The organism is Sphingomicrobium sp. XHP0239, from assembly GCF_039555325.1.
Taxonomy (GTDB): Bacteria; Pseudomonadota; Alphaproteobacteria; order Sphingomonadales; family Sphingomonadaceae; genus Sphingomicrobium; species Sphingomicrobium maritimum.
This window is the reverse complement of record NZ_CP154608.1, coordinates 1,085,524-1,109,493: the sequence shown is the minus strand read 5'-3', so window position 1 is coordinate 1,109,493 and position 23,970 is coordinate 1,085,524. Positions and strand designations below refer to the sequence as shown.

The following is a 23,970-nucleotide window of genomic DNA, read 5'->3' as shown; positions in this document are numbered from 1 at the left end:
CAACGATTGCGCACTCAATCCTTCGGCAGGGCGATGTCGTGATAATCGGCATACCAGCGGATGAACTTGTGCACGCCGTCGACAAGGCTCGTGGCGGGGCGAAAGCCGGTGACGGCGTGAAAGGCATCGATGTCGGCATAGGTCGCGGGCACGTCGCCGGGCTGCATTTCCGCCAGTTCGATGCGCGCCTCGCGGCCCGTTTCCCGTTCCAGAATTGCGATCAGCGTCTCGATGTCCTCGGGATGGTTGTTGCCGATGTTGTGAATCGAATGGGGTCCCGCGCTTCCCCCCGGCTTGACGCTGCCGTCGTCGGCGGGCGGGCGGTCGAGACAGGCGACGACCCCGGCGACGATGTCGTCGACATAAGTGAAGTCGCGGCGCATCTTCCCCTTGTTGAAGAGACGGATGGACTCGCCCGCGAACATGGCCTTGGCGAAGATCCACATCGCCATGTCCGGACGCCCCCACGGCCCGTAGACCGTGAAGAAGCGAAGCCCCGTCATCGGCACGCGATAGAGGTGGGTGTAGCTTTCGCTCATCAGTTCGTTGGCGCGCTTGGTCGCGGCATAGAGCGAGATCGGATGGTCGACGCGGTCGGCCACGCTGAAAGGAAGCTTGGTGTTGCCGCCGTAGACCGAGCTCGAGCTGGCGTAGACCATGTGCGCGACCTCCTGGTGCCGCGAGAGTTCGAGCAGGTTGAGATGACCGACGAGGTTGGCGTCGACATAGTCGTGCGGGTTGGTGATCGAGTGGCGGACCCCCGCCTGCGCGCCCAAGTGGACGATCCCGTCGAACCGGTGCCGCTTCGCGAGGTCGTCCATCGCGGCGCGATCCGAGAAATCCATTTTCTCGAACGTGAAGCCGCGCGGTGTTCCGATCGATTCGAGCCGCGCATCCTTCAGCGTCGGATCGTAATAGGCATTGAGGTTGTCGATCCCGACGACCGTCTCGCCGCGCGCGAGGAGAAACTTGACGACATGACTGCCGATGAAGCCGGCGGCTCCGGTGACGAGGATACTCATGGAAACGCTTCACTCCCGGCCGGCGGCAAGGGCCGCTGAAACTTAACGCCCGTTTCTTTCCCGATTTTCAACGCTGGCGCAATCGCGCATCCAGTCGCCGCATCGCCGCATCGACTTCCGGTTCGGCGCTTTCGAGCATTGCCGGCAGGCGATTGCGGAGGAGATGCGCATAATGCCGGCCGGCATGGGCCAGCAGGCCCCATCGGCCCGTGGCGCCGTATCGACCCTCCAGAAGCGCGCGGTTCGGCAGCAGCTTTCGCCGCAGGTTCGAGCCCGTGCCACCGAGCACGCGGCTGCGCTGCCGGGCGCGGGTGACCGTCTCCGGCGGCGCCAGCATCAGCGACCATGCATCGACGAGTTCCGGAGAGTTCTCCGATTTCTCGCCCCATTGGGCATCGACCAGTTCTCGGATCATCGACCATTCCGCGCCCGCACCCCAATCCTCCGCCAGCGATGCGACGCGTTCCCGATCGAGCACCCCCGCCCGGTCCAGCATCGCGATATCGGCGATGACGTTGGGACCGCTGTCGAAGCGATGATCGCGCACCCCGTGCACGACGATGTGAAGCGTGAGCCAGTGCGGCGCGGGAAAGCGGATCGCGGTATCGAGAAGGCATTTCTGTTGCGTATCGGTCCAGAAACGCGCTTCGAACGCCGGGTCCCGCGCGCCATGGTGAAAGAGGCGATGCTGCACCTCGATCGCGACTTCTCCGTCAGGCGCGATGAGGGTGGGAAGCTGGTGCTTCTCATCGAGCAAGGCCCGTGGGTCGCCTTCGAACGATTGATAGAGCGTATAGCCCGCGTGGCGAAGAAGCGTCCATGCGGCCACCGCCTGCGTTTTGTCTGGAAAGGCGAAATCCAGATCGCGCATCGGTCGAAGCGCGGGTTCGGGATAGGTGAAGAAGGCGAGATAGGCGCCCTTGAGGGCGACGGCTTGCAACCCCTCCCTCGCGAACAGCCGCGCCAGTTCGGTCAACCGCCTCTGAAGGTGCAGCGAGCGGATCGTATGGCCGGCGCGCTCCTCTCCCCAGCGTGAGACGATCGCGTCGGGAAGGCGGTCGAGGTCTCCGCGTTGCTGCGCGCACCAATGCGCGAGCGCGGCGACGCGATGCTCCTCGAACCGGGTACTGAGGGTCTCCCAGTCGTCCGCCATGAGGTCCAATAGTTCCGCATCGCCCAGCGCACCAAGGGGCGCGAGCAATCGCGGAGCGAGGGAACGAGCGGGGGGCGACAGCCACATGCGGGGCAGGATGGGCACGGCGATGGCGCGGCGCAAGCGCCTAACGCGCGGCCGCCGCCTCGATGAAGCCGGTAAAGTCGAGACGGTCGAGCATGGCGAACCATTCGCGCGGGCGGAGATCGAGAGAGGGACGCTCCAGTCCGTCGAGATCGTCGGGACGATAAACGCGATCGATCCACGTCACGCCCGAGCCTTCCTGCGCCGCGAACGCTTCGGCCCATGGGTAGCGGTTCGAGAGGATCGGCAGACCCGCGGCGGCATATTCGACCATTTTCGTGCTCTCCTGCCGGTTGAGCGGAGCGATGTCGGGCATCCAATTGAGACCGGCGCGGGCCGATGCGAGATGGCCGGGAATGGCATCGCGCGAACTCGGTCCGGCAAAACGCACGCCCAATCGTTCGAGTTCGGCAATCGGGAGACCCGTTCCGACATACCCGACGCACAGGATCGTGAAACCGCGTTTCGCCAGTGCCCCGAGCGTCTCGGCCAGCCCCTGACGCCGTTCGAGCGAGCCGCAATAGACGAGATCGAACTCGGGCTCCGGGTCCGGATCGCGAGCGCAGTCGAAGATCGCGTCGTCGATCCCCATCGGACGGCGGAAGCGCGGCGGACCGGACGGCAGACGCGATGCGAAGCGGTCATGGCTGAGACCATCTTGAAGGATCAGCCCGGCGGGTTCGGGGATCAGCGAAGAGGTCGCGACCCGGTCCTTCAGCCAGGCCAGCCGCCCGATGCTGAGGCTATGATATTCGTGTATCCGCCGCGCGACGATCGAGCGATCGAGCATGTCTCGGGCGGAAAACAGGATCGCGACGTCGCCTTCTGCGATATGACGAGCCGAGGTGACCAAATGCGCCTCATGCCCGCGCGCCTCCAGATAACGCGCATAGGCATGCGCTTCGGGGAGATACGCGCGGCCGGTCAGGGTGATGCCGATGCGGGTCAGGGGACCTGTTTTCCTCCGAAATGGTGGTCTTTGCGGACGAAACCCGATAGGAGCCGCCTCGAACACTCCCTGCCTTGCGGGGAGGTGGCGCGTAAAGATGGGTTCGTTCGACATGATGCAGATTGAAGAGGTCAAGCCGGCGGTGATCGGACTGGGCTATGTCGGGCTGCCACTGGCGGTCGAGCTCGGCAAGCAGCGCGAAACGCTCGGGTTCGACATCAATCCCGACCGCATCGCCGCGCTGTCCGAGGGTCGCGATGCGACGCTGGAGGTAGAGCCCGACGAACTGGCCGAAGCCGATCGGCTGCGTTTCAGTCACGACGCGGGCGATCTCGCAGAGGCGAATTTCTATATCGTCACCGTTCCCACGCCGATCGACGCCAATCGCAGTCCCGATCTCGGTCCCCTGCTCGCCGCGAGCCGGACGATCGGTCCGCACCTGAGGGCGGGAGATGTCGTGGTCTACGAATCCACCGTCTACCCCGGCTGCACCGAGGAGGATTGCGTTCCCGTCCTCGAGGAGAAATCGGGGTTGAAGGTCAATCGCGACTTTTTCGTCGGCTACAGTCCGGAGCGGATCAATCCCGGCGACAAGGAACACCGCCTCCCGAGCATCATGAAGGTGACCGCGGGCTCGACTCCCGAAGCCGCCGAACTGATCGACAAATTCTATCGATCGATCATTACCGCCGGAACGCACAAGGCGCCGTCGATCCGCGTCGCCGAAGCGGCCAAGGTGATCGAGAATACGCAACGCGATCTCAACATCGCGCTCGTGAACGAACTCGCCATTCTGTTCGACAAGATGGACATCGACACGCTCGCGGTACTGGAGGCGGCGGGCACGAAATGGAACTTCCTGCCCTTCCGTCCGGGTCTTGTCGGGGGGCACTGCATCGGGGTCGACCCCTACTATCTCACTCACAAGGCCGAAGCGATCGGCCACCATCCCGAGATCATCCTGGCGGGGCGGCGATTGAACGATGCGATGGGAGCCTATGCCGCCAACCGGCTGGTGAAGGAAATGCTCAAACGCCGCATGCATGTGCAGGGAGCGCGGATCCTCGTATTGGGTCTCGCCTTCAAGGAAAATTGCCCCGACGTCCGCAACACGCGCGTGGTGGATGTCGTCCGGGAGCTCGAGCAGTTCGGTGCCGAGGTGGAGATCCACGACCCGTGGGTCGAGGCCGCGGATGCGGAGCGTCTCTACGACGTCACCATGACGGAGAAACCCGAGACGGGCGATTATGACGCCGTGATCCTCGCCGTGCCGCACCAGATCTTCCTCGATCAGGGCGCCGATAGCCTGCGCGCCTATGCCCGCGAAGACGCGCCCTTCTTCGACCTTAAGGCACGGTTCGCGGCCGACCAGTCGACGCTCCGGCTCTGATCCCGATGCGCGGCGACCTTTCCTATCAGGATCATGCCATGAAATCCGCGGTGCGTCCGGCACCGTGGCAGATGACCTTCATTCAGTGGGTGCTGCTGTTCGCGGTCGCCACCAGTCCCGTCTATATCCTCCCCGCGGGAGGGCCGCAGATCGGTCATTTCGCGACCCTCGTCCTCATTCTCGCGGCAATCTCGCGGCCCGTTCACCTCGTCCCGGCCGACCATCTGCTCGGCTGGCTATGTTTCGTGGCGCTGGTCCGAACCGCCGTCGGCGTGACGATTGAAGAGGGCAATCCCGCCTATTTCGACGATGTCGCCTTCACGGTCTTTCCGGTCCTCAGTTTCCTCGCGATCCGGCAGATGGCCTACGACCCCGCCAACGACCGCGTCATCCGCAATGGGCTGCTCATCGCGCTGTTCATCACCGTCACGGTTCTGGTCGCCACCGGAGACTATACCCTGACGGGCCAGATCGAGCGCGCGGTCGGCACGTTCCAGAATCCCAACCAGCTGGCCTATTTCTCGGTGCTGGCGACGGCGATGCTCGCCTTGCTTTTCTTTACCCGGCGGATCAGCGATGCGCTGCTCATCGCGGGTCTGGTCCTCACGACCTTCCTGTCGTTGGTCGCGCTGTCAAAGAGTGGGATGCTGGCGCAATATCTTGCGCTCGGCGTGATCATTCAGTCCTATCTGCGCGAAAAGCTCGGCGATATCGCGGCGATGCTGATCCTGTCGCTCGGTTTCGTCGCGCTGACCCTCTTCCTGTTCAGCGGCGTCTTCGACGATCTGACCTTCATGCGGCGCTTGTCCGACATCGGCCAGCAGCAGGACGACAGTTTCGCCGAGCGCGGCTACTTCGCCTCGTTGAACGGCAATCCGTTGCATTTCCTGTTCGGGCTCGGACCCGCCGGTTCGCACGAGGTCGTGGGACATGAAATTCACAGCACCATCGCATCCTTCTTCGGCAAGTATGGCGTGATCGGTCTTCTTCTCTTCGCCGGATTCCTCATCGACTGGATCGTCAAACTCTGGCGGGCTTTCGGCTTCTGGCAGACCGCAGCGATGACGGTCGGCTTCCTCCTCTACGGCATCGCGCACAACGGGGCGCGCTTCGCCATGTTCTGGATCCTCGCGGCGGTCAGTTATGCCTTCGCGCAGCGGACGATCTATGCGCGTCAGATGCCGATGCCCACGACTGTCGCCCGTGGCTGAACGCGTCGTCGTCATCGCCTCGGATGCCCGATCCTTTCTCAATTTCCGATCGCCGCTACTGCTTCGGTTTCGCGACCTGGGATTGGACGTGACCTGCCTTGCCCCCGACTTGTCGAGGCACGACGATGTCGGCGCCGTCCTGACCGGTCACGGGATCGCGGTCGAGCCGCTCGACCTCGATCGCACCGGGCTCAATCCGCTGTCCGACGCACGAGGCTTTTTCAAGCTGGTGGCCACCCTTCGCCGCATCGGAGCGCAGCATCTGCTCGCCTATACGATCAAGCCTGTTGTCTACGGAATGCTGGCCGGCTGGCTGGCGCGCATCCCGCGTCGCACTGCGCTGATCACCGGCCTTGGCTATGCATTTACCGGGGAAGCGACGGGACGGCGGGGCGCGGTTCAGCGGGTCGCCCGGCGTCTTTATCGCGCTGCACTGGCGCGGGCGAGCGCGATCATCTTCCAGAACCCCGACGATGCGGCGCTGTTTGCCTCGATGAACCTCCTTCCCGCCAAGGTTCCGGTGACGGTCGTCAGTGGTTCGGGCGTGGATCTGTCGCATTACCCGCCGCAGCCATTGCCTGGCGGCCCGCTGCAATTCCTGATGATTTCCCGACTGCTGTCCGCGAAGGGCGTACGGGAATATGCGCGCGCCGCCGCGATGCTGAAAAGCGAGGGGCACGACGCCCGTTTCCTTCTCGTCGGAGCGCGGGACAGCAATCCCGACGCCGTCTCGAGGGAAGAAGCGGAAAGTTGGAACGCCCACGGGGCGCTCGAGTGGTTGGGACCCAGCGACGACGTTCGCCCGCACCTTGCGAACTGTCACGTCTACGTGCTGCCGAGCTACCGGGAAGGGACGCCGCGTTCGACGCTGGAGGCGATGGCGACGGGCCGGGCAGTGGTGACGACCGATGCGCCCGGCTGCCGCGAGACGGTGCGGCCTGGGGTCAACGGTTCGATGGTACCGGTCGGCAATGCCGCGGCGCTGGCTCAGGCCATGCGAGAATTGATCGAAAATCCCGAGCGGATCGAGCGAATGGGCGCGGCGTCGCTGGACTATGCGCGCGAGCGCTTTGATGTCACAAAGGTCAACGAGGCCATGGTGGACGCGATGGAGTTGAATCGTGAGCGTTGAGAAGATGTTATGGACCGCGACCCTCGCCGAAGGGAGCGAGGCCGATACCTTCGCGCAATTGCGCGAGGCCTGGGAGCAATCAGCCATCAAGGTGTTCCTGATCCGCGGCGGCCCTGCCGACGAACCGTCGATGCGGTCGCTGTACGAACGCCATCTCGCCGACATCGGGACCGCCCATCATCTGGCCGAGGACGTGACGCTCGGCGACCGGGAGTCCCAGCGAAGCGGCGGGCTGTGGACCGATGTTCGCTACGACCCGAACCATCCCGACGCCTATCGCCATTCGCCCAACGCCCAGCCGCTCCATACCGACGGGAGCTATGTCGCGTCCTATCCCAATGCGACGATGATGTTATGCTTCGCGGCGGCAGGCGAGGGGGGCGAGACGATCTTCATCGCTGCCGACGACCTGGTCGATGCTTTGGCCAAGGAAGCGCCCGACCTTCTCGATGCGCTTGACGATCACGATCTCGCTCATGCGCGCTCGGGCGATCGGCGTGTGGAGCCGGTCATCGACCGCAGCGGCGCACCGACCCTGGTCAACTGGAACTACTATTGCGTCGCCGACGACGTTGACGAAAGGGACGCCGCGCTGCGCGAACGCTATTTCGACTTTCTCGCCAACAGTCCGGCGATCCGCGATCGACTGCTCGAAATCCGCATGCAGCCGGGGGACGCGGTGCTGTGGAAGGATCGCGAGGTCCTGCACGGTCGCAATGCCTTTTCGGGGCACGAAACCTCGATCCGCCACCTCACCAAATGCGCCATCGATGTCGGTGTGATGGACGAGCAGGCGGCGCGCTAGCCTGTCGCATGGCACCCCGGAAGATCATCGCGGGCACGATGCGCCTGTTGGAGCATGACCGCGACACCGCGGGCTGGGGCGAGTTCTACGGCGCCCTCTGGGACCTGGGAGTTCGCAAGCTGCACGTCAGTCACGAATATGACAGCTGGTCGCAGACTTGCGCGATTTTCGCCGAGTTGCGCCGCCGGCGGCCCGACGTCGCGTTCGACGTCGTGGCCAAGCTTGCCGCGCCCCATTTCGACGAAGACGGGTTCGATGGCGATCGATTGCGCCACCGGATCGAGGAATATTGCGAGGGACTGGGGATCGAGACGATCGCAGATCTTCAATGGATGTGGCGGCCGGGCCTCGACGACGATCCCTCGCGGATCGATGCCATGCGCGACGATGCGAAGGCCATCGAAGCCGAAATCGCCGCGCTCAAGAAAGAGGGCGCCATCGGTCGTTTCCTCTGTTTCCCCTACACGCTGGATTTTGCCTTGGAGGCGCTGGATACGCTGCCGCTCGACGGCCTCGTCGTGTATCGCAATGCGCTGGAAACCGAGCTTGATCCCGCGATCGACCGGGCGCATCTTCGCGATCTTCCGACCCTCGTCATCAGGCCGTTCGCTGCCGGCAAGGCGCTGGACGGCGACGTGTCGCCGACATCCCAATTCAGCCACGCGCTCGACCGACCCGGCGTCGAAGCGGCCATCGTGTCGCTGTCCCGGCGAGAGCAGGCCGAGGCGCTGATCGATGCATGAACGGATTGCCAGACTGGGAGATTTGCTGGCGCTTCTGCTGGCGCTCCCCCTCGCTCTGCCACTGATGCTTGTCATCGCGGTGCTCGTGCGCCTCAAGCTCGGCAGTCCGATCATCTTCCGACAGCCGCGAACCGGCTTCGGCGGCCGCGAATTCGACCTGTTCAAGTTCCGGAGCATGACCGATGAACGCGACGCTTCGGGAGCGCTGCTTCCCGACGAACAGCGGCTGACGAGTTTCGGGCGCCTGCTCCGTTCGCTCAGCCTCGACGAGCTTCCCTCGCTCTGGAATGTCGCGCGAGGCGACATGGGTGTCGTGGGGCCGCGCCCCTTCCTGCACGATTACTACCCACTCTATTCGCCCGTACAGAAACGCCGGTTCGAAGTCCGGCCCGGCATCACCGGGTGGGCGCAGGTCAACGGGCGCAACGCGATTACCTGGCCGCAGAAATTCGCGCTCGACGTCTGGTACGTCGATCATCGCTCCTTCTGGCTCGACGTGAAGATTCTCGCGCTCACCGTACGCAAGGTGTTTGCGCGATCGGGGATCGATGCCGAGGGGGGACGGATCATGCCGCGCTTCACGGGGAACGAGGATGGCTGACACAGACTTCGCATCCTGGCCCGACTTCGATGCCGAACAGGTGACGGCCGCCGCCGACGTGCTGGCATCGGGCCGGGTGAATTACTGGACCGGTGGGGAAGGGCGTGCGTTCGAGCGGGAATTCGCGCACTACAGCGATTGCGCTCACGCCATCGCGCTCGCCAACGGGACGGTCGCGCTGGATCTCGCCTTGCACGGTCTGGGCATCGGCGCGCGCAACGGCGGATCCGAACATGACGAGGTCATCGTGACGCCGCGCAGTTTCATCGCTTCGGTGTCGAGCGTGGTGAACGCTGGCGCGCGTCCCGTGTTCGCCGACATCGACCGCGACAGCGGGAATATCGAACCCGCCACTATCGAGCCGCACATTACCCAGGCGACACGTGGGGTCGTTCCCGTCCATCTGGCGGGCTGGCCGGTCGACATGCCGACGCTCATGGATCTTGCGAGCTCGCGCGACGTCGCGGTGATCGAGGATTGCGCGCAGGCGCACGGCGCGACGATCGACGGCAGAAGCGTGGGCAGTTTCGGCGATGCGGCGGGGTGGTCCTTCTGCCAGGACAAGATCATGACGACGGGCGGCGAGGGCGGGATGGTCACCTGCCAGGATGACGCGCTGCATCGTGCGATGTGGGCGCACAAGGATCACGGCAAGGGCTTCGCGGCCGTCTACGAACGCGAGCACCCGCCCGGGTTCCGGTGGCTGCACGAGAGTTTCGGGACCAACTGGCGCATGCTCGAGATGCAGGCGGCGATTGGCCGGATCCAACTGGCTCGCATGGACCGATGGACTGCGGCCCGTAACGCCAATGCGGCGCGCATGGTCGAGGCGCTTGGCGAGGCGGTCGAGGCGAAAGCGCTGCGCGTGCCCCGCCCGCGATCCGGAATGCGCCATGCCGACTACAAATTCTACGCCTATGTCGAGCCCGAACGGCTTCGAGATGGCTGGTCGCGTGACCGCATCGTCGCCGAAATTACCGAACGGGGAATTCCCTGCTTCCAAGGAAGCTGCTCGGAAATCTATCGGGAAAAGGCGTTCGAAGGCACCGATTACGCACCGGCCGAAGCCTTACCGGTGGCGCGCGAACTCGGCGAGACCAGCCTGATGTGGCTCGTCCATCCGACCATCACCGCGAGCCAGATCGATCGCGCCGCGCAGGTGACACGCGACGTCATGGCCTCCGCCATCCAGTCCTAGCAGACGTTCACGCCGCGGCGGTCGCTCCGACGCGATGTTGTGGTTCGAAGCCGGCCACGAGCTCCTCCATCAACGCGATGACGCGATCCGGGTCGTTCCGGTCGAACGCCTCGTCGAACGCCGCCAACGAGGGGGCGAGCCTCGACCAGGGGATCATTTCCTCGCGCGCCTTGACGATACGGTCGTGCTCGGTGGGAATGGAATCCGCGTCGATCAGCAATTCCTCGTAGAGCTTTTCGCCGGCGCGCAGGCCGGTTTCCACGATCTCGATGTCCCCGCCGGGGTTGGCGTCGTTGCGAACGGTCAGCCCCGTCAGTTCGATCATCGTGTGGGCGAGATCGGCAATGCGGACGGCCTCGCCCATCTCCAGCAGGAAGACCTCGCCGCCCTCCGCCATCGTACCTGCCTGCACGACCAGCGAGGCGGCTTCGGGAATGGTCATGAAATAGCGCATCACGTCCTTGTGCGTGACGGTGACGGGCCCGCCCGCCGCGATCTGCCGCTTGAACTTGGGTACCACCGACCCCGACGATCCGAGGACGTTGCCGAACCGCACCGCGCACATGCGCCGATCGGGCGCCTCGACTGCGCGGGCTTGTACAATCAGCTCGCAGACTCGCTTGGATGCGCCCATCACGTTGGCGGGACGGACGGCCTTGTCGGTGCTGATCAGGGTGAACTGATCGACACGATATCGCTCGGCCGCCTCGACCATGTAGCGTGTCGACCGGATGTTGTTCGCCGCCCCGCGAATGACGTTGGCCTCGAGCAGCGGGACGTGCTTGTAGGCCGCTGCGTGAAAGACCCGGTCGGGGCGATGGGTGGCGAACAGACGTTCGCATTCCTCCGCGCGCGACAGGTCGGCAAGGACCGGAACGAGCCGGGTGCCGACCTGCTGCCGCTCCGATTCCTCGCGCAATTCCTGCTCGATCCGATAGAGCGCATATTCGCTCACCTCGGCAAGGATCAGCGAGGCGGGCCCCGCTTCGACGATCTGACGGCACAGTTGCGATCCGATCGATCCGCCGGCACCGCTGACGAGGACCGTGGTGCCTTCGATCGGCCGGATCAGGTTCGACAGCGGACGGACCTCGTCGCGGCCGAGCAGATCCTCAATCTCGATCTCTTTCAAATCGTTGAGGCTGATGCGGTCGTCCGCCAACTCGCGCACACTCGGCAGAATGCGGATCGACACCTGGGGACGCACCGACTGGATCCGTGCGATCAACTGGCGACGATCCGCGCGGGCGAGCGATTCATTGGCGAGGAACAGGCTGTCGATATTCTCGCTCTCGAGGACGCGCTCGATATCGCGCAGTGCCCACACACTGCTGTTCTCGAGCTGGCGCCCGGCAAGCGCATCGGCCGGATCGATGAAGCCGACCAGTTGCAGCGAGGGATCGTACCGCATCGACACCGCGATCTGGCGAGCGGCGGCGCCCACCCCGACGATGAGAGTCCGGCGCAGGCCTGCCTCCTGGGGCGTGCCTTCCTCACCCCGCTGGACGTGACTCAACAGTCCGTAGGAAATGATCACGCGCGACATGACGAGCAATGCAAGCAGGACGAGCGGCTGCAGTACGCCCAGCGTCCGGGGAACGCCGATCGGCGCGGTCAAAAGGTAGACGAAGGTCAGGAAGACGGTCTGCAGAAAGCAGATGAAGGCGAGCTTTTCGAACCCCGAGGATCCGAAATAACGCGCCATTCCGCGGTAGAGTCCGCTCCACAATGCCAGCGGGAACCATGTCAGCACGGCGAGAGCGACGGTCAGCGCGAAGGCATTGGGATCGAGATAGATCTCCCCGATCCGAAGCACGTGCGCGAGCGCCGCAGCGACGACGCACAGGATGAGGTCGAGCACCATCACGAACGCCACCCGAACGACGGAGGGCAGGTTCAGGAGGATGGCAGGCAGTGACTGGGCCCGCTCCGAGATCGTCGAGACGAGCGAACGGATCATCGCGCTTTCGCCCGACCGACGGGATCAGTCGCCATATTGATAGGGGGTGCCGTAGCCGTAGCCATAGCCGCCTCCGTAGGAATATCCGTAGCCGTCCTTGTTCGGATCGTATTTGGTGATCAGCGCCCCCACGATCCTTGCGTTGACGGAGACGAGCCGGTCGATCGCGGCCCGCGCCGTTGACGCCGGCGTCCGGTTCGATTCGACCACGAACAGGGTCCCCGCGACCGCGCGCGCGATCAACGGTGCGTCGGCAAGGCCCAGCACGGGCGGACCGTCGACCACGACATAATCGTACATCTCGCCCGCTTCCGCGATCAATTGTTCGAGCCGACCCGATGACAGCAGCTGCGAAGGATTGGGCGGAGGGGTTCCCCCGAACACGAGGTCGAGATTCTCCGTCTCGCTCTTGCGCACCAGCGAGGCGAGCTGTTCGCGGCCGGCCAGATAGTCGGCCACGCCCACGTCCAGCTGCGCTTCGACGATCTTGTGCACCGACGGTGCGCGAAGATCGATGTCCATCAGGACTACCCGGTTGCCGAGCGCGGCGAGGTCGGTGGCGATCGCCGCCGCGGTCGTCGACTTGCCCTCGTACTGCCGACTGGAAGTCACGAACACCGACTTGGGAAGGCCCTGTTCCTGGATGAACCGCATCGCGGTCAGCGCCGAATAATAGGCTTCGGACAGTGCCTGCGCATCCTGCGGCGAGGCGACGGCACCCTTCTTCTGCTCGATCCGCGGCGTGTTGCCGAGAAGCGGCACCCGCAGCTTCGAGGGCAGCGTATCGGGCGTCAGACGCGAGTTGCGCAGCTGTTCGAGCACCAGCACCAGCGCCATGCTGCTGGCGAGGCCGAGAACGAAGGCGATCGCGAGGTTCATCGGGATATTGGGCGTGTAGGGCCCGCCGGGGACCTGCGCTGTATCGACGATCGAGATGCGATTGCTTTCCGACGCTGCCGAAACCCCGACCGCCTTATACTGTTCGAGCAAACCGTCGTAGAGCTGGCGGTTGGTATCGATATCGCGCTGGATGATGTTTAGCCCGATCTGCTGCTGCTGTTCGTTGAGCACAGTGCCCTTGGCCTGCGCCACGCGGGCGCGAAGCGCGCTCTCGGCGCGAACGGCACGATTGAAATCGCCGCGCAGCTGGGTGGTAACCGAGCTGCCGGTTCGACCCTGCTCGCGCGAGATTTCGTCATCCATTTCGGCGATCTGCGACTTCAGCGCCACCACGGCGGGATATTCGGGGCCGAAATCGCTCTGCAGCTTCGCCAGTTCGACGCCGAGGCTGGCCCGCTCCTGCCGCATCTGGGTGAGGCCCGTATTGCCGAGCGAGGCGGCCGCGGTGGCGCCCTGGCGATTGGCGCGCAATGCGGCTTCTGCCTGCACCCGCGCAGCCGTAGCCGCCGCGAGCTCACCATTGAGACGGGTCAGCGTCGCCTGGTTGATGCTGCCGCCATCGAGACCCGACGCCTCGGTCTGAACGATCCCGCGACCCTGCGCATAGTCCGCGGCCTCGCGTTCGCTTTCCTCCAGGACCTCGCGCGTCTCCTCAAGCTTCTGCTCGAGAAAGGTGCGCAGACGGGCGCTCGCCTCGAACTTCTGCTCGATGTCCATCTCGATGAACTCTTCGGCGAGCGCGTTGGCGACGGCGGCGCTATACTCCGGATCGGTGGAGCTGAACGCGACATCGACGATCTCGCTGCCCTCGACGGGGTCGACCGTGGTGCCACGATTGACGCGGCCGATGGCAATCTCGCGCCGCCGTTCGGGGTCGATCGCCTCGAGGTCCTCCTGCGTCGCCTCGGCACCGAGAACGAAACCGACCTCGTCGTCGAGGGCCAGCGCGTCGACGACCTTGGCCGACAGACGGCGGCTGCGCAGCAGTTCGTACTGGGTTTCGTAGAATTCCCAATCGTTAGCACCCTGTCCTTCCAGCGCGTCCACGCGCACCACGTCGGGCGTGGCACGGTCGATCTGCAACCGCGCGACGGCGCGGAATTGCGGCGTCGTGGTGAGCGACAGCAGAACGCCGAGCGCGACGAACAGCGCGGTGATGCCGACGATCAGCCATTTGCGCTGCCACAGCATGCGCAGCAGCGAATCGAACGGCGAGGTCAGCCGCTCGTCGGGACCGGCCATCCCGTCGAACGAGACGGCCATGCCGGGCCCGGCCGGAAGGTCCGGCGAAGATCGGAAGGGGGTGGGAAGATTGTTCATGTCGGAAGGGGCCCTAGGGAATCGGGGCCGGAACGAAGCGAGACAGGATCGGAACGCCGCCGAATTCGCTCAGGAAGCGGCGAACCCCACTTTCCCCCACGACGATGATGTCGTTGCCAAAGATCCGCGGATCCTCGAGCTGACCGGCGCGCACCTGATTGAGATCGAACATCGCCGCCATGCGCTCGCCGCCGACCGTGCGGAAGACCACCACTCGGTCCGCCTTCGCGATGCGGTTGAGACCCCGCGCGGTCGCGATCGCGCGCTGCAGCGTCATTTCGCCGACCACCGGATAGACGCCGGGCTGCGTCACAGCGCCGTCGATCGTGACCGTGTTCGACCGCGCTTCGACCAGCGTGACCGAGACCTGCGGATCCTTGAGATAGCGACCGCGCAGGCGATCGGCGATTACCGCCGACATTTCCTGCGGCGTGAGCCCGCCCGCCTGAATCGTTCCGACCAGCGGCAGCGTGAACATGCCCGCGCCGTCAACCTGTCCCTCGCGATTCAGTTCGTCCGCATTCAGCACCGATACGTTGATGACGTCGGTCGGGCCGAGCCGGTAGGCGACGAGGTTGCGTCCCATGTCGGTCGCGGTGGGTTCTGGCAATTCGCTCTGGACAGACACGACCTGACTGTTGGGGTCGAGCCCGGGCGTCGAGCACGCCGCGAGAAAGAGAAACGATAGTAACGCCAGAATACGCATGGCAGAGCCTCGATCGATAAGGATTGTCCGAGCGGCACCATAATGGACCGAAATCCGGACCCGGTTAACGCATAACTCCGCGCAATGTCGAGGGAATATTAGGATGAATCAATAAAGCCGCCCGATGATCACATCGTGTTCCAGTCAATCAGCTCGATCCGATATGGGGCGTCGGCGTCCACGATCCGCACGGTGAGCAAGGGGGCGTAGCAGCGCGCTTCCGTCTCCAGCCGGATCGTGCCGGCGCGGTCGGCGAAGGTCACTTCCGCCTGCCCCGAACCGGGACATTCGAGCTGCAGCGCGACGCGCGGGTCGCCTCTCGGCACCTCCAGTTGCGCTTCGATCCGCACAGGCCCCGGCGCCACGGGCAGATATCGTCCGACGAGGCTGGCACTGGCCCCACCGTCGCCGACGATGATGAGCCGCTCGTTCCCCTGCGTGACCCGGATCCGCGCATTGCCGCGGTTGCCCGGCGCAAAATCGAAGGGGGATCGCGTCGAGGGGCCGTATCCCTGCCCGACGGGGCCGGCGGCGATCCGGGCCTGTTCGACCGCGACGGCCTGCTCGCGGTGACCGGCGAGCACCAGCCGGTTGAGCAGGCTGACGAGCCGTTGCGTCGAAATCGAATGGCCATCCTCCAGCAGCTGGACGCTCAAGGCGGCGATCGCATCGAGTTCCTCGCCGCTGGTCTGCGCGTCGACCTGGACAAGTGGGTTGAGAAGCGCGCCTCGTCCTTCGAGACTGCCGACCAGCGATCGACGAAAATCCTCGTTGAGCAACTGCGGGCGAACCAGCGCCGACAGTTCGGGAGTCATGCCCCCCCGGCTGAGGAGAGCGATGATATGCTGCGATGCCGCTGCGTTGTCGCCGCGCTGGAGATCGTCGACCGCCAGCACCGTCTGCGTCACGGGGTCGTGCCACCCGAGCTGCCCCGCAAGCGACCAGCCTTCGCGGTCGATCCGGTCGGCTTCCCCGTCGAGAACGAGGAGGGTCCGTAGTGCGGACGATTGAAGCGGCGCACCCGCGATCGCTGCACGCGCATCGGCGCGAGCGTCGGCAGGTCGATCCTGCACCGAACGCCACGCCCGTCCGGCCAGCGCCTGCGGGTGAGCGGGGTCGCTGGTGAGGGCTCGCTCGCTGAGGCCGCTGGAGGCAAGATGCTGGGCGGTCCACGACTGGTAGGAGGGTAGTGCTAGCAGTGCGACGAGCGCGGCCATCGGCACGCCCGCCAGCAGGCGGACAGGGGCCACTCGGATCGCATCGGCGGGACGCGGTGCCTGTGTCACGACGAGCGCGAGGAAAGCGGCGCACGCACTGGCGATACTCGTGGTGCGCAGCGGGAAGTCGACCATGGAATGGAGCGCCACCAGGAAAAGGGCGAACAGCGCTGTCAGCATCATTCGCCGTTTGGGAAGCGAACGTTCGTGCCATCGGCGCCGGGTCGTGCGGGCCAGCAGCACGCCGACGATGCCGAGGACGAGGAGACCGGGCAGCCCGGTTTCGATGAGGAACTGCAGCGGCTCGTTATGCGCATGGTTGAGGTAGGAGCTCATGAGCGTCTCGAGCCTCTCCTGTGTGCGATAAGAGGCGACGAACGCACCCAGCCCGATCCCCCACGGAAAGCTTTCGCGAAGCAGGTCGAACAAGGCCGGATAGACCGCGAACCGGGCGGTGACGCTGCGCTCGCCGGGATCAGTGAGCGGTTCGGCAAACAGCACCACGGCTGCGACGGCCAGCAACGCGACGAGCACTCCGGCAATGGCCAGCGGCGCCTTTCCCGGCGCCCGTTCGAAGCGGAGAATGAACGGAAGGCCTACCAGCGTGAGCGCGCCCAGAAGAAGCGCGGCCATCGAAAGGCTGACCGCTACACCGACTACGGTCCAGACGGCCACGCCGACGACCCACCAGATGCGCGGTATCGCGCGATTGCGGCGATAGCCTTTGCGTTCGCGCAGCTTCATTCGAACCAGGGGTTCGCGCTTGCGCATGGCGTAATGCCCCGCGGCCGCAAGCAATCCCAGCGAGGCGAGCAGGCCCTGGTGATTGACGTTGTTCATCAATCCCCCCTTGGCCCGGCCGAACGGCTCGTACGGCAGCAGCCACGCCTGTCCGTCCAACGCCCACTGCAGCACAGCCAGGAGGGTGCTCGCGCCCGCCACCAGCGCAATGGCGAAGAGGATACGGCGCCGCTCCTGCATCCCCGCGCCCGCGACCGCGAAGGCGACGGCCGCGGGGATCGACAGGCTGGCCGCGAAGCGTCGCGTCGCATCGGGGTCGAGGCTCAGTGTCGGATGCGGTCCCTGCCATCCGGCGACCTGTCGAATTTCCTGCGCCAGCAGGTGCAATGTCGATATCGTCCACGGGCCCGCCACGGGAAGGATCTGGAAAAGGGCCAGCAGGGCCAGTCCGCCGTAGAGCGCGACGAGCGTCATCGTGCCCCTCCCGACACGGCGAAGACCGGTCCAGTGCAGGAGAGAGAGCGTGGCGATCATGGCGATCCCCAGCACGACCAGCACCGCCTCGACGGCGCCGCCGCGCGTGCTTCCGCCGCCCGCGATCATCGAAACGAGCAGAATGCCGAGCGCCCAGGGGACGACCTTCGTTTGCTGTTCGCGCTCCAGCAACGTCGCCGTCGTGCGCTCACCCCCTTCCACCGGACTGCGCGACGATCGTCCTTTTCGCGATGCGCTGGTCATGCGACGGGCGCTGCCGTTGGCCATAGATGATGTTTCCCCGGTACCGTTCATCGCACGCTAGAAGCCGCGGCGGTCGCGTCAAGCGGGCGTCGTCGTCGCGGGGTGCTACCGTCCACGCGCCCGATGCGCTACGCCCCGCTTTCATGAGCGATACTCTCGTCTTCGACCGCTGCGATCTCGTTTCCTGTCTGGACGGCGAACTCGATGTCTCGATCGAGACATTCCGTCGCGCCCTCGCTCCCTATCGCGAGCGAGGCATCAGGATGGTGCTCGCCATCGGCGCGGACCGCCCCGGCGATCCGTCCGGTGCGCTGTCGACGCGGCACCTCAATGATCTGCAACGCGACCTCGATCGGTTGGAGGATGCGGGGCTGCAATTCGACGGCATTGCGCTGGGGGGACCCACTCGGCGAACCGACGATCTCGTCATCGACGACCGGCTGGTCTCGTTCGCCGAATTCGTGACACATTCTCCGGACGAGATCGCCGCGCTCCTCGACGCGGAGGCCAAGCGATGATCGTCCTTCCGATGGCCGGATTGAGCAGCCGTTTCACCCAGGCGGGATACGAACAGCCCAAGTTCATGCTGCCGCTGTGGGGTGGCACGGTGTTCGACCATGCCGTGTCGAGCTTTCGCGGGGAGTTCGATCGGGAGACACTCGTCTTCATCTACCGCGAGACGGGCAGCGTACGAGAATTTCTCGACGCGCGTCTCGATCGCCTCGGTGTTCGGCGTCGCGCGCTCGTTCGGCTCGATCACGAAACGGCGGGACAGGCGGAAACGGTCGAGATCGGGCTGGACCAGGCCGACGGCGTGGAGGGGGCGTTGACGATCTTCAACATCGATAGTTTCCGCCACCCGAAGGTTGCGCTCCCCACTCTCGACCGTGGATCCGTCGGCAATCTGGAAATCTTCGAGGGGGAGGGGGATAACTGGTCTTTCGTCGAGGCAGCGGACGACGGGCGAACGGTCGTGCGTACCACCGAAAAGGTGCCGATCAGCAATCTTTGCAGTGACGGGCTCTACCAGTTCGCCTCGATCGACCTTTTCCGATCGGCACTGACCGCCGAACGGGCCGAGCCCTCAAGCCGCGAACTCTACATCGCGCCGATCTACAACCACCTCATCGCAAGTGGCGAGCGGGTGACCTATTCGTCGATCCCGCGAGACGCCATCGTCTTTTGTGGCGTTCCCGACGAATATGAGGAACTGCGTGGCGGCGAGCCGCCCTGGCCGATATCTCAAGAGCCGGCTGCAACATCCTCAAACAGCTCCTCGTAGGCTCGCACGATCGCGGCCTTGTCGTACGCGCGCACCACGTGTTTCCGCGCCGCTGCGGCGATCGCGGCGCGATCGGCTGACAGCACGCGCCGGACCGCCGCCGCGATCGCATCGGCGTCGACGCTCGAAGCCAGCATCCCGGTTCGACCGTCGATGATCATGTCGCGGCTCGCGCCGGGGCAATCGGTTGCCGCGACCGGCGTGTCGAGCGCCATCGCCTCGAGCATCGCGTTGCTGAACCCTTCGTAGCGCGACGACGAAACGAACAGGTCGGCGGCCGCTATCTCGGCCAGCACCGTGGCGCTCGTTCCCGGCAGGCGAACGGACCTGTCGATGCCGAGGTCTCGCGCCTGTTTCTCGAGCGAGGCGCGGTCTTCTCCCTCGCCGCGGATCGTGAGAACGGCACCGGGATGGTCGGTCAGGATGTTCGCAAAAGCGGAAAGGAGAAGGTCGTATCCTTTCTGATAGGATAATCGCCCGACGCTGATCAGCGCGGGCGCACCGGGCGGCGCTTCGAAGCCGGATGCCGCGCGTTGCCGCTCTGCCGCGGCCCGCGTCTGTTCGACCGAGATCGGATTGCCGATCGCTTGCACGGGGACTTTTCCGCGCGTGACGCTGCGGACTTCCGCCGCCATCTCCTCCGATTGCGCCACGATACGATCCGCGGTCCGCATCAGCCGCTTCGCGCCCCATTCGGCGAGGCGGTGCTTGATGAGCGACTGGTTGCGCAGGCGTGCATAATCGACGCTCATGGCGTTTGCCTGCCGGATGATGACGGGCGGGCGGTACCGCTGCAGATAGCGGGCGGCGAGGGCGGTGGGGTTCATTCGCAACGTGGTGAAGACGAGGTCCGGCCGGACCTGGTCGATCGCCGCCGCGAAGCGACGGACCGGATAGCGCCCGCCGCCGATGATCTCGACGGGTAGCGTCGCTTCGACCGCATCGAAATAGCGTCCGCCGCCATGCCCCACCAACAACACGGGATCGAACCGCGAGCGATCCAGCCCCGTGATCAGTTCGGTGAGTACCCGGTGCGGACCTGCGTCGTCGAGATCGGGACTGGCGATCACGAGCCGCAATGTCATCGAAACGCGCCGTCGCGATAGGCTGACAGGGCCTTGTCGAGGCGCCGTTTCGCTACGGCGCTCCCCAGCGGCCCCATCGCCAGCAACGCACGTAGCTGTGCGATCCGCGTCGATCGACCGACAAGACCGGGATAGGCCGCGCGGCCGAAATCGAGCCCGCGCCTCGCCAGTTTCCGCTCGCCCTCGGCCACGAGCCTCAGGCCGCGTAGCGCGATGTCCTGTTCGATGAACGCGGCTGCCAGATCCGTCTTGTCGAGCCCCGCTGCGTCCAGCACCGCGGGATCGATGTCGAAGGTCGCCCGATACTGGTCCATCAAATGCTTGAGCGCGCCCGAGGCCCGCTGTCCCGCCTGCTGGTTGGCGTCGTGGACCCGATAGGAGAAGAGCGGCGCGTCGATGAAGAAGGCCTCATCCGCGATCGCCAACAAACGCCATGCGAACATCTTGTCGGGATTGTAGAGATAGCCGCCGACATAGCCCTCCAGCGCCTCGTAGAGCTTACGCGGATAACAGGTGGTGGCGAACGCATAGGGCGTCTGCAGCACCGACAAAGCGTCGCGAAGAACGTCCCTGGCCGCCGCGCGATAGACCGTGTGACCGATCTGCTCGCTGAGCTCCGGATCGATCTTCGCCGAGGACCAGAAGCGTTCGGGGAAGCCGCCAGAACCCGTTTTCCTGCCCTCGCCATCGATGATGTTGACGGTCGAACCGAAGATCGCCCGTTCGGACGCCGGGCCGAGCGCGTCGGCGAGGGCCCGATAGGCAGGCAATGCCTCGGGCTCCGCCAGATCGTCCGAGGACAGGAGGATCATGCGATCCCCGCTCGCTCCCCGCGTCGCCCGATCGAGATTGCCGGCAAAACCGACGTTCGTCGCATTCCGGCGCAGCTCGATCCGATCGTCGTCGAGCGCTTCGACCACCGCAACGCTGTCGTCGCTGCTCGCATTGTCGGCGACAATCACCTCGACGTCCGCATCCTGCGTCAGAACGCTGCGGAGGGTCTCGCCGACGTAGCCGGCGTAATTATAATTCGGGACACAGATGCTGAACTTCATGTTTTATCCGCTATGGTGCGAGGCTTATCGGATTCGGATTTCTTTTAGGGGGTGGTCAGGTCAGCGCAACCGGAGTGGCGACACGAGGCTGCGCAGCGCTGCAAGTCGGCAATGAACGAATTGATCGAAACACCCGCACCGGGCGAGCGTCCCGTCGCTGACCCGCGCACGGTCGAGGAGCGCGAGATTGCGCCCTATCGGCAGCTATGGGCAGGCTTTGCGGCGAACGATGAGGAGCGCGAACGGGTCGCGGCGGGCGGGCTCGTCACATCGCTGATGGCGCTGGCACTGCGCGAAGGGGTCGTGGACGGCGTCGTCCTGTCCCGCGCGGATTTCTCCAGCGGCGACATCGGCCATTCGATCGACATCGTCACCGATCCCGACGAGGTCCAGCGATACGGCAAGAGCGTCTATTTCAACATTCCGATCGAACGCGAGTGGCGTCGCCTCGAACAGTTCGACGGTCGGCTGGGGCTGGTCGGATTGCCGTGCCAGACCCGCATCCTTCGTAGCCTGCAGGCCAAGGGCACGCGGCTGCAGAACGTCGAACTCGTCGTTTCGCTGTTCTGCGGTCACAACAACGAGGTCGATCTGTGGCATCTCGTGCTCGAACGGCTGGGAATCGACCGACGTGACATTGTCGATATGCGCACGAACCGCCAGTACATGCGCGGCGGGATCGAACTGGAAAAGGCCGACGGCCGCGTCATCGAAATCCCCTTCCGCGAATTCAACACCTTTCGGCGGCTGTGGCTGTTCTCGAAGGACCTGTGCCGCCACTGCCCCGAACATCTCGGCGCGGAGGCGGATCTCAGTATCGGCGACATCTTCATTCCCGACTTTCTCGACGCGAATATCAAGCACAGTTCGCTGGTCGTCCGCACTCCGGCGGCGGAGAAGCTCGTCTCGATGGCGATGGAAAAGGGGGTCGTGTCGCTGAAGGAGGTGCCGGCCCGAGCCATCTACAAGGCCCAGAAGCCGCTCATCGTGACGTCGGGCGACGACAAGGCGCGCTACTACGCCAACCGGATGTTTGGGCACAAGGCGAAGAAGCCGGCGGACGGCCCTTTCCGTCTTCGGGCCTTTCTTTCCTATGCCTTATTGATGGGCAACGACCGCGCCTCGCGTACTCGCGTCGGCCGCTGGGCTTTCCTGAAGGCGCCGACCGTTCTTCTCTACGGCTATATCAAGGTGCTCAACCTGCTGAAATCGCGTCTCGATCCGATTCCGCGCGAGCGGCTGGAAGGGCCCTCGACCGATGCCATCGAGGCGCCTCGACGCACCTGACGGTATTGCGGTCAGCGCAACTCGATCTCTCCGAACCGCCTGCCGAGCACGCGAGCGAACTCTGCCCGTGCCTTCGCGATCGCATCGTCCTGCGCTTGCAGTCGTGCTTCCCGGTTCGCAGTCACAGCGTCGATGCGCTCGAGAATGCGGTCCTGCCAGTCTTCGCCCTCCATCCGAATGGGCTCGTCGCCCATTCCGATCATGTTGAAGAAACCGGTCAGCTTGAACGTTCCCGTCTCGACCGGAACGATCGGCACGCCTGCGACCAGACCCAGCACGCAGGTATGGAGCCGCGAGCTCACGACGACGTCGAACTGCGACAGCAAGCGCGCATATTCGTCGAAGGGCAGGGTGCGTCCCTCCGCGCTGACCCCGTCCATCGACAGGTATCGGCTCCAGAAGGGGTGATCGGTGGTCCATTCGTTGCTGGTCAGCGTGACGGGCTCGCGTTCGACCAGCCGCGCGACCAGCGCATTCCACGGCTCGACGAGGTCGTAATGGTTGACCTGTAACGCGTTGATGGCGAGCGCGAGCCCGCGTCCGCCGCGCTGCTCGGCCCGTTCCACCGGCGCCATGGTCGCCCCGTCGGGAAGGATGACGGGGTCAGCTGCGCCGCCATTGGCGGCGAAATGGCGCCTGCTTTCCTCGTCCCGAAATTCGACGAGGTCGCACTGATCGAGGACGTGTCGGGCAATCCGCAACAACGCGGGATCCTCGATCTCGTAGCTCAGATTGACGAACGCCACCGGCACACCTGCCAGCTGCGCACAGCGCGTCTCGAGCAGATAGTGAAGGGCGGTGTCGGTGGCGCGATTGTAGAACTCGCCCGCCGGATTCACCACCAGGAGGCCCGCATTGCAGAGGTAGGACAATCGGTCGAGGTAGGCGCCGCGCCCGACCCCCAACTGCATCAACCGACCGCGAAGATTGAGCATCCGGCGCAGTTTCAGGAACCGGACCGCCTGCTTCTGCGAGGCATCGTGCCGCACCGTGCCGGTCGAAGGATCGCGATCGGGACGCTCCGGCACGGCGGCAACGAGCTTTTCGGCGATCCGATCGAAGGCGGCGACCGGATCGCGGTCCTTCGCGATCGAAGAGAGGCGGTAGCGCTTAAGATAGGCGGGGCCACGTTCGACCAAACGGACGCTACGCTCGGGATAGCAGTCCACGAGAAAATCGCGCCAGGCGATCGACAGCGCCTGGTTGCCCTGGTTCTGGGTCGCGGTCTTGGTGACGAGCACCACGGGGCGCGAACGGTCGGTCATCAAGAGGGTATAATCGTCTTTCGTAGCCTTGCCGAGACTTTTCTAAAGCTTTAACACGACTTCTATCAGACCGAAATTCAAAGAACATCCATAGTAAATACGGTTGATAAATCTATAATATGAGGC

At 64.8% G+C, this 23,970-nt stretch carries 20 protein-coding genes; 10 read left to right on the top strand and 10 right to left on the bottom strand.

What is annotated here, in order from left to right; translation table 11 throughout:
* Nucleotides 1–14: 14 nt before the first annotated feature.
* The 3 genes from WJT74_RS05635 to WJT74_RS05625 all read right to left on the bottom strand — a co-directional run bounded on the left by WJT74_RS05635 (nt 15) and on the right by WJT74_RS05625 (nt 3,322).
* On the bottom strand, nt 15–1,022 hold the full coding sequence (locus WJT74_RS05635) for an NAD-dependent epimerase/dehydratase family protein (protein WP_343347861.1): 1,008 nt from the start codon (nt 1,020–1,022) through the stop codon (nt 15–17).
* A gap of 67 nt (nt 1,023–1,089) precedes the next feature.
* Nucleotides 1,090–2,298, bottom strand: coding sequence for a nucleotidyltransferase family protein (locus tag WJT74_RS05630; protein ID WP_343347859.1), 1,209 nt, complete (start codon nt 2,296–2,298; stop codon nt 1,090–1,092).
* Nucleotides 2,299–2,302: 4 nt separating this feature from the next.
* On the bottom strand, nt 2,303–3,322 hold the full coding sequence (locus WJT74_RS05625; protein ID WP_343347857.1) for a hypothetical protein: 1,020 nt from the start codon (nt 3,320–3,322) through the stop codon (nt 2,303–2,305).
* On the opposite strand from WJT74_RS05625, the gene tviB reads away from it, so the two are divergent.
* From tviB to WJT74_RS05590, 7 genes are read left to right on the top strand one after another with little or no spacing between them, the layout of a single operon-like run.
* Nucleotides 3,321–4,598, top strand: a complete 1,278-nt coding sequence (gene tviB, locus WJT74_RS05620; protein WP_343347855.1) for a Vi polysaccharide biosynthesis UDP-N-acetylglucosamine C-6 dehydrogenase TviB — start codon at nt 3,321–3,323, stop codon at nt 4,596–4,598. The two genes, WJT74_RS05625 and tviB, sit on opposite strands and share 2 nt — an antisense overlap.
* A 38-nt stretch (nt 4,599–4,636) precedes the next feature.
* Nucleotides 4,637–5,809 (top strand): O-antigen ligase family protein, encoded by a 1,173-nt coding sequence (locus WJT74_RS05615; protein ID WP_343347853.1) that lies wholly within the window; start codon nt 4,637–4,639, stop codon nt 5,807–5,809.
* A complete protein-coding gene (locus WJT74_RS05610; protein ID WP_343347851.1) occupies nt 5,802–6,941 on the top strand; it encodes a glycosyltransferase family 4 protein in 1,140 nt (379 codons plus the stop codon). Before WJT74_RS05615 ends, WJT74_RS05610 begins: the two co-directional genes overlap by 8 nt.
* Nucleotides 6,931–7,746 (top strand): TauD/TfdA family dioxygenase, encoded by an 816-nt coding sequence (locus WJT74_RS05605; RefSeq protein ID WP_343347849.1) that lies wholly within the window; start codon nt 6,931–6,933, stop codon nt 7,744–7,746. Before WJT74_RS05610 ends, WJT74_RS05605 begins: the two co-directional genes overlap by 11 nt.
* Nucleotides 7,747–7,754: 8 nt before the next feature.
* A complete protein-coding gene (locus WJT74_RS05600; RefSeq protein ID WP_343347847.1) occupies nt 7,755–8,489 on the top strand; it encodes a hypothetical protein in 735 nt (244 codons plus the stop codon).
* Nucleotides 8,482–9,090, top strand: coding sequence for a sugar transferase (locus WJT74_RS05595; RefSeq protein ID WP_343347845.1), 609 nt, complete (start codon nt 8,482–8,484; stop codon nt 9,088–9,090). Before WJT74_RS05600 ends, WJT74_RS05595 begins: the two co-directional genes overlap by 8 nt.
* Nucleotides 9,083–10,288, top strand: a complete 1,206-nt coding sequence (locus tag WJT74_RS05590; protein WP_343347843.1) for a DegT/DnrJ/EryC1/StrS family aminotransferase — start codon at nt 9,083–9,085, stop codon at nt 10,286–10,288. Before WJT74_RS05595 ends, WJT74_RS05590 begins: the two co-directional genes overlap by 8 nt.
* Nucleotides 10,289–10,295: 7 nt before the next feature.
* Here the strand turns inward: WJT74_RS05590 and WJT74_RS05585 are convergent, their stop codons facing one another.
* The 4 genes from WJT74_RS05585 to WJT74_RS05570 form a co-directional block, all read right to left on the bottom strand.
* Nucleotides 10,296–12,248, bottom strand: coding sequence for a polysaccharide biosynthesis protein (locus WJT74_RS05585; RefSeq protein ID WP_343347841.1), 1,953 nt, complete (start codon nt 12,246–12,248; stop codon nt 10,296–10,298).
* Nucleotides 12,249–12,272: 24 nt separating this feature from the next.
* A complete protein-coding gene (locus WJT74_RS05580) occupies nt 12,273–14,468 on the bottom strand; it encodes a GumC family protein (RefSeq protein WP_343347838.1) in 2,196 nt (731 codons plus the stop codon).
* A gap of 13 nt (nt 14,469–14,481) precedes the next feature.
* Nucleotides 14,482–15,174 (bottom strand): polysaccharide biosynthesis/export family protein, encoded by a 693-nt coding sequence (locus WJT74_RS05575; RefSeq protein WP_343347834.1) that lies wholly within the window; start codon nt 15,172–15,174, stop codon nt 14,482–14,484.
* A 128-nt stretch (nt 15,175–15,302) separates the two neighbouring features.
* The gene (locus WJT74_RS05570) at nt 15,303–17,894 is read right to left on the bottom strand and encodes an O-antigen ligase family protein (protein ID WP_343347832.1); all 2,592 of its coding nucleotides are present in this window, start codon (nt 17,892–17,894) and stop codon (nt 15,303–15,305) included.
* A gap of 119 nt (nt 17,895–18,013) precedes the next feature.
* Between WJT74_RS05570 and WJT74_RS05565 the strand changes: the two genes are divergently transcribed.
* Both WJT74_RS05565 and WJT74_RS05560 read left to right on the top strand, forming a co-directional pair.
* Complete coding sequence (locus tag WJT74_RS05565; protein ID WP_343347830.1) at nt 18,014–18,388, top strand: hypothetical protein; 375 nt, start codon at nt 18,014–18,016, stop codon at nt 18,386–18,388.
* A complete protein-coding gene (locus tag WJT74_RS05560) occupies nt 18,385–19,152 on the top strand; it encodes a capsular biosynthesis protein (RefSeq protein ID WP_343347828.1) in 768 nt (255 codons plus the stop codon). Before WJT74_RS05565 ends, WJT74_RS05560 begins: the two co-directional genes overlap by 4 nt.
* Here WJT74_RS05560 and WJT74_RS05555 read toward each other — a convergent pair.
* On the bottom strand, nt 19,113–20,237 hold the full coding sequence (locus WJT74_RS05555; RefSeq protein WP_343347825.1) for a glycosyltransferase: 1,125 nt from the start codon (nt 20,235–20,237) through the stop codon (nt 19,113–19,115). The two genes, WJT74_RS05560 and WJT74_RS05555, sit on opposite strands and share 40 nt — an antisense overlap.
* On the bottom strand, nt 20,234–21,292 hold the full coding sequence (locus tag WJT74_RS05550; RefSeq protein WP_343347823.1) for a glycosyltransferase family 2 protein: 1,059 nt from the start codon (nt 21,290–21,292) through the stop codon (nt 20,234–20,236). Before WJT74_RS05550 ends, WJT74_RS05555 begins: the two co-directional genes overlap by 4 nt.
* Before the next feature lie 111 nt (nt 21,293–21,403).
* On the opposite strand from WJT74_RS05550, the gene WJT74_RS05545 reads away from it, so the two are divergent.
* Nucleotides 21,404–22,579, top strand: a complete 1,176-nt coding sequence (locus WJT74_RS05545) for a Coenzyme F420 hydrogenase/dehydrogenase, beta subunit C-terminal domain (RefSeq protein WP_343347821.1) — start codon at nt 21,404–21,406, stop codon at nt 22,577–22,579.
* Between the two features lie 11 nt (nt 22,580–22,590).
* Here the strand turns inward: WJT74_RS05545 and WJT74_RS05540 are convergent, their stop codons facing one another.
* The gene (locus WJT74_RS05540) at nt 22,591–23,844 is read right to left on the bottom strand and encodes a polysaccharide pyruvyl transferase family protein (RefSeq protein ID WP_343347818.1); all 1,254 of its coding nucleotides are present in this window, start codon (nt 23,842–23,844) and stop codon (nt 22,591–22,593) included.
* Nucleotides 23,845–23,970: the final 126 nt, after the last annotated feature.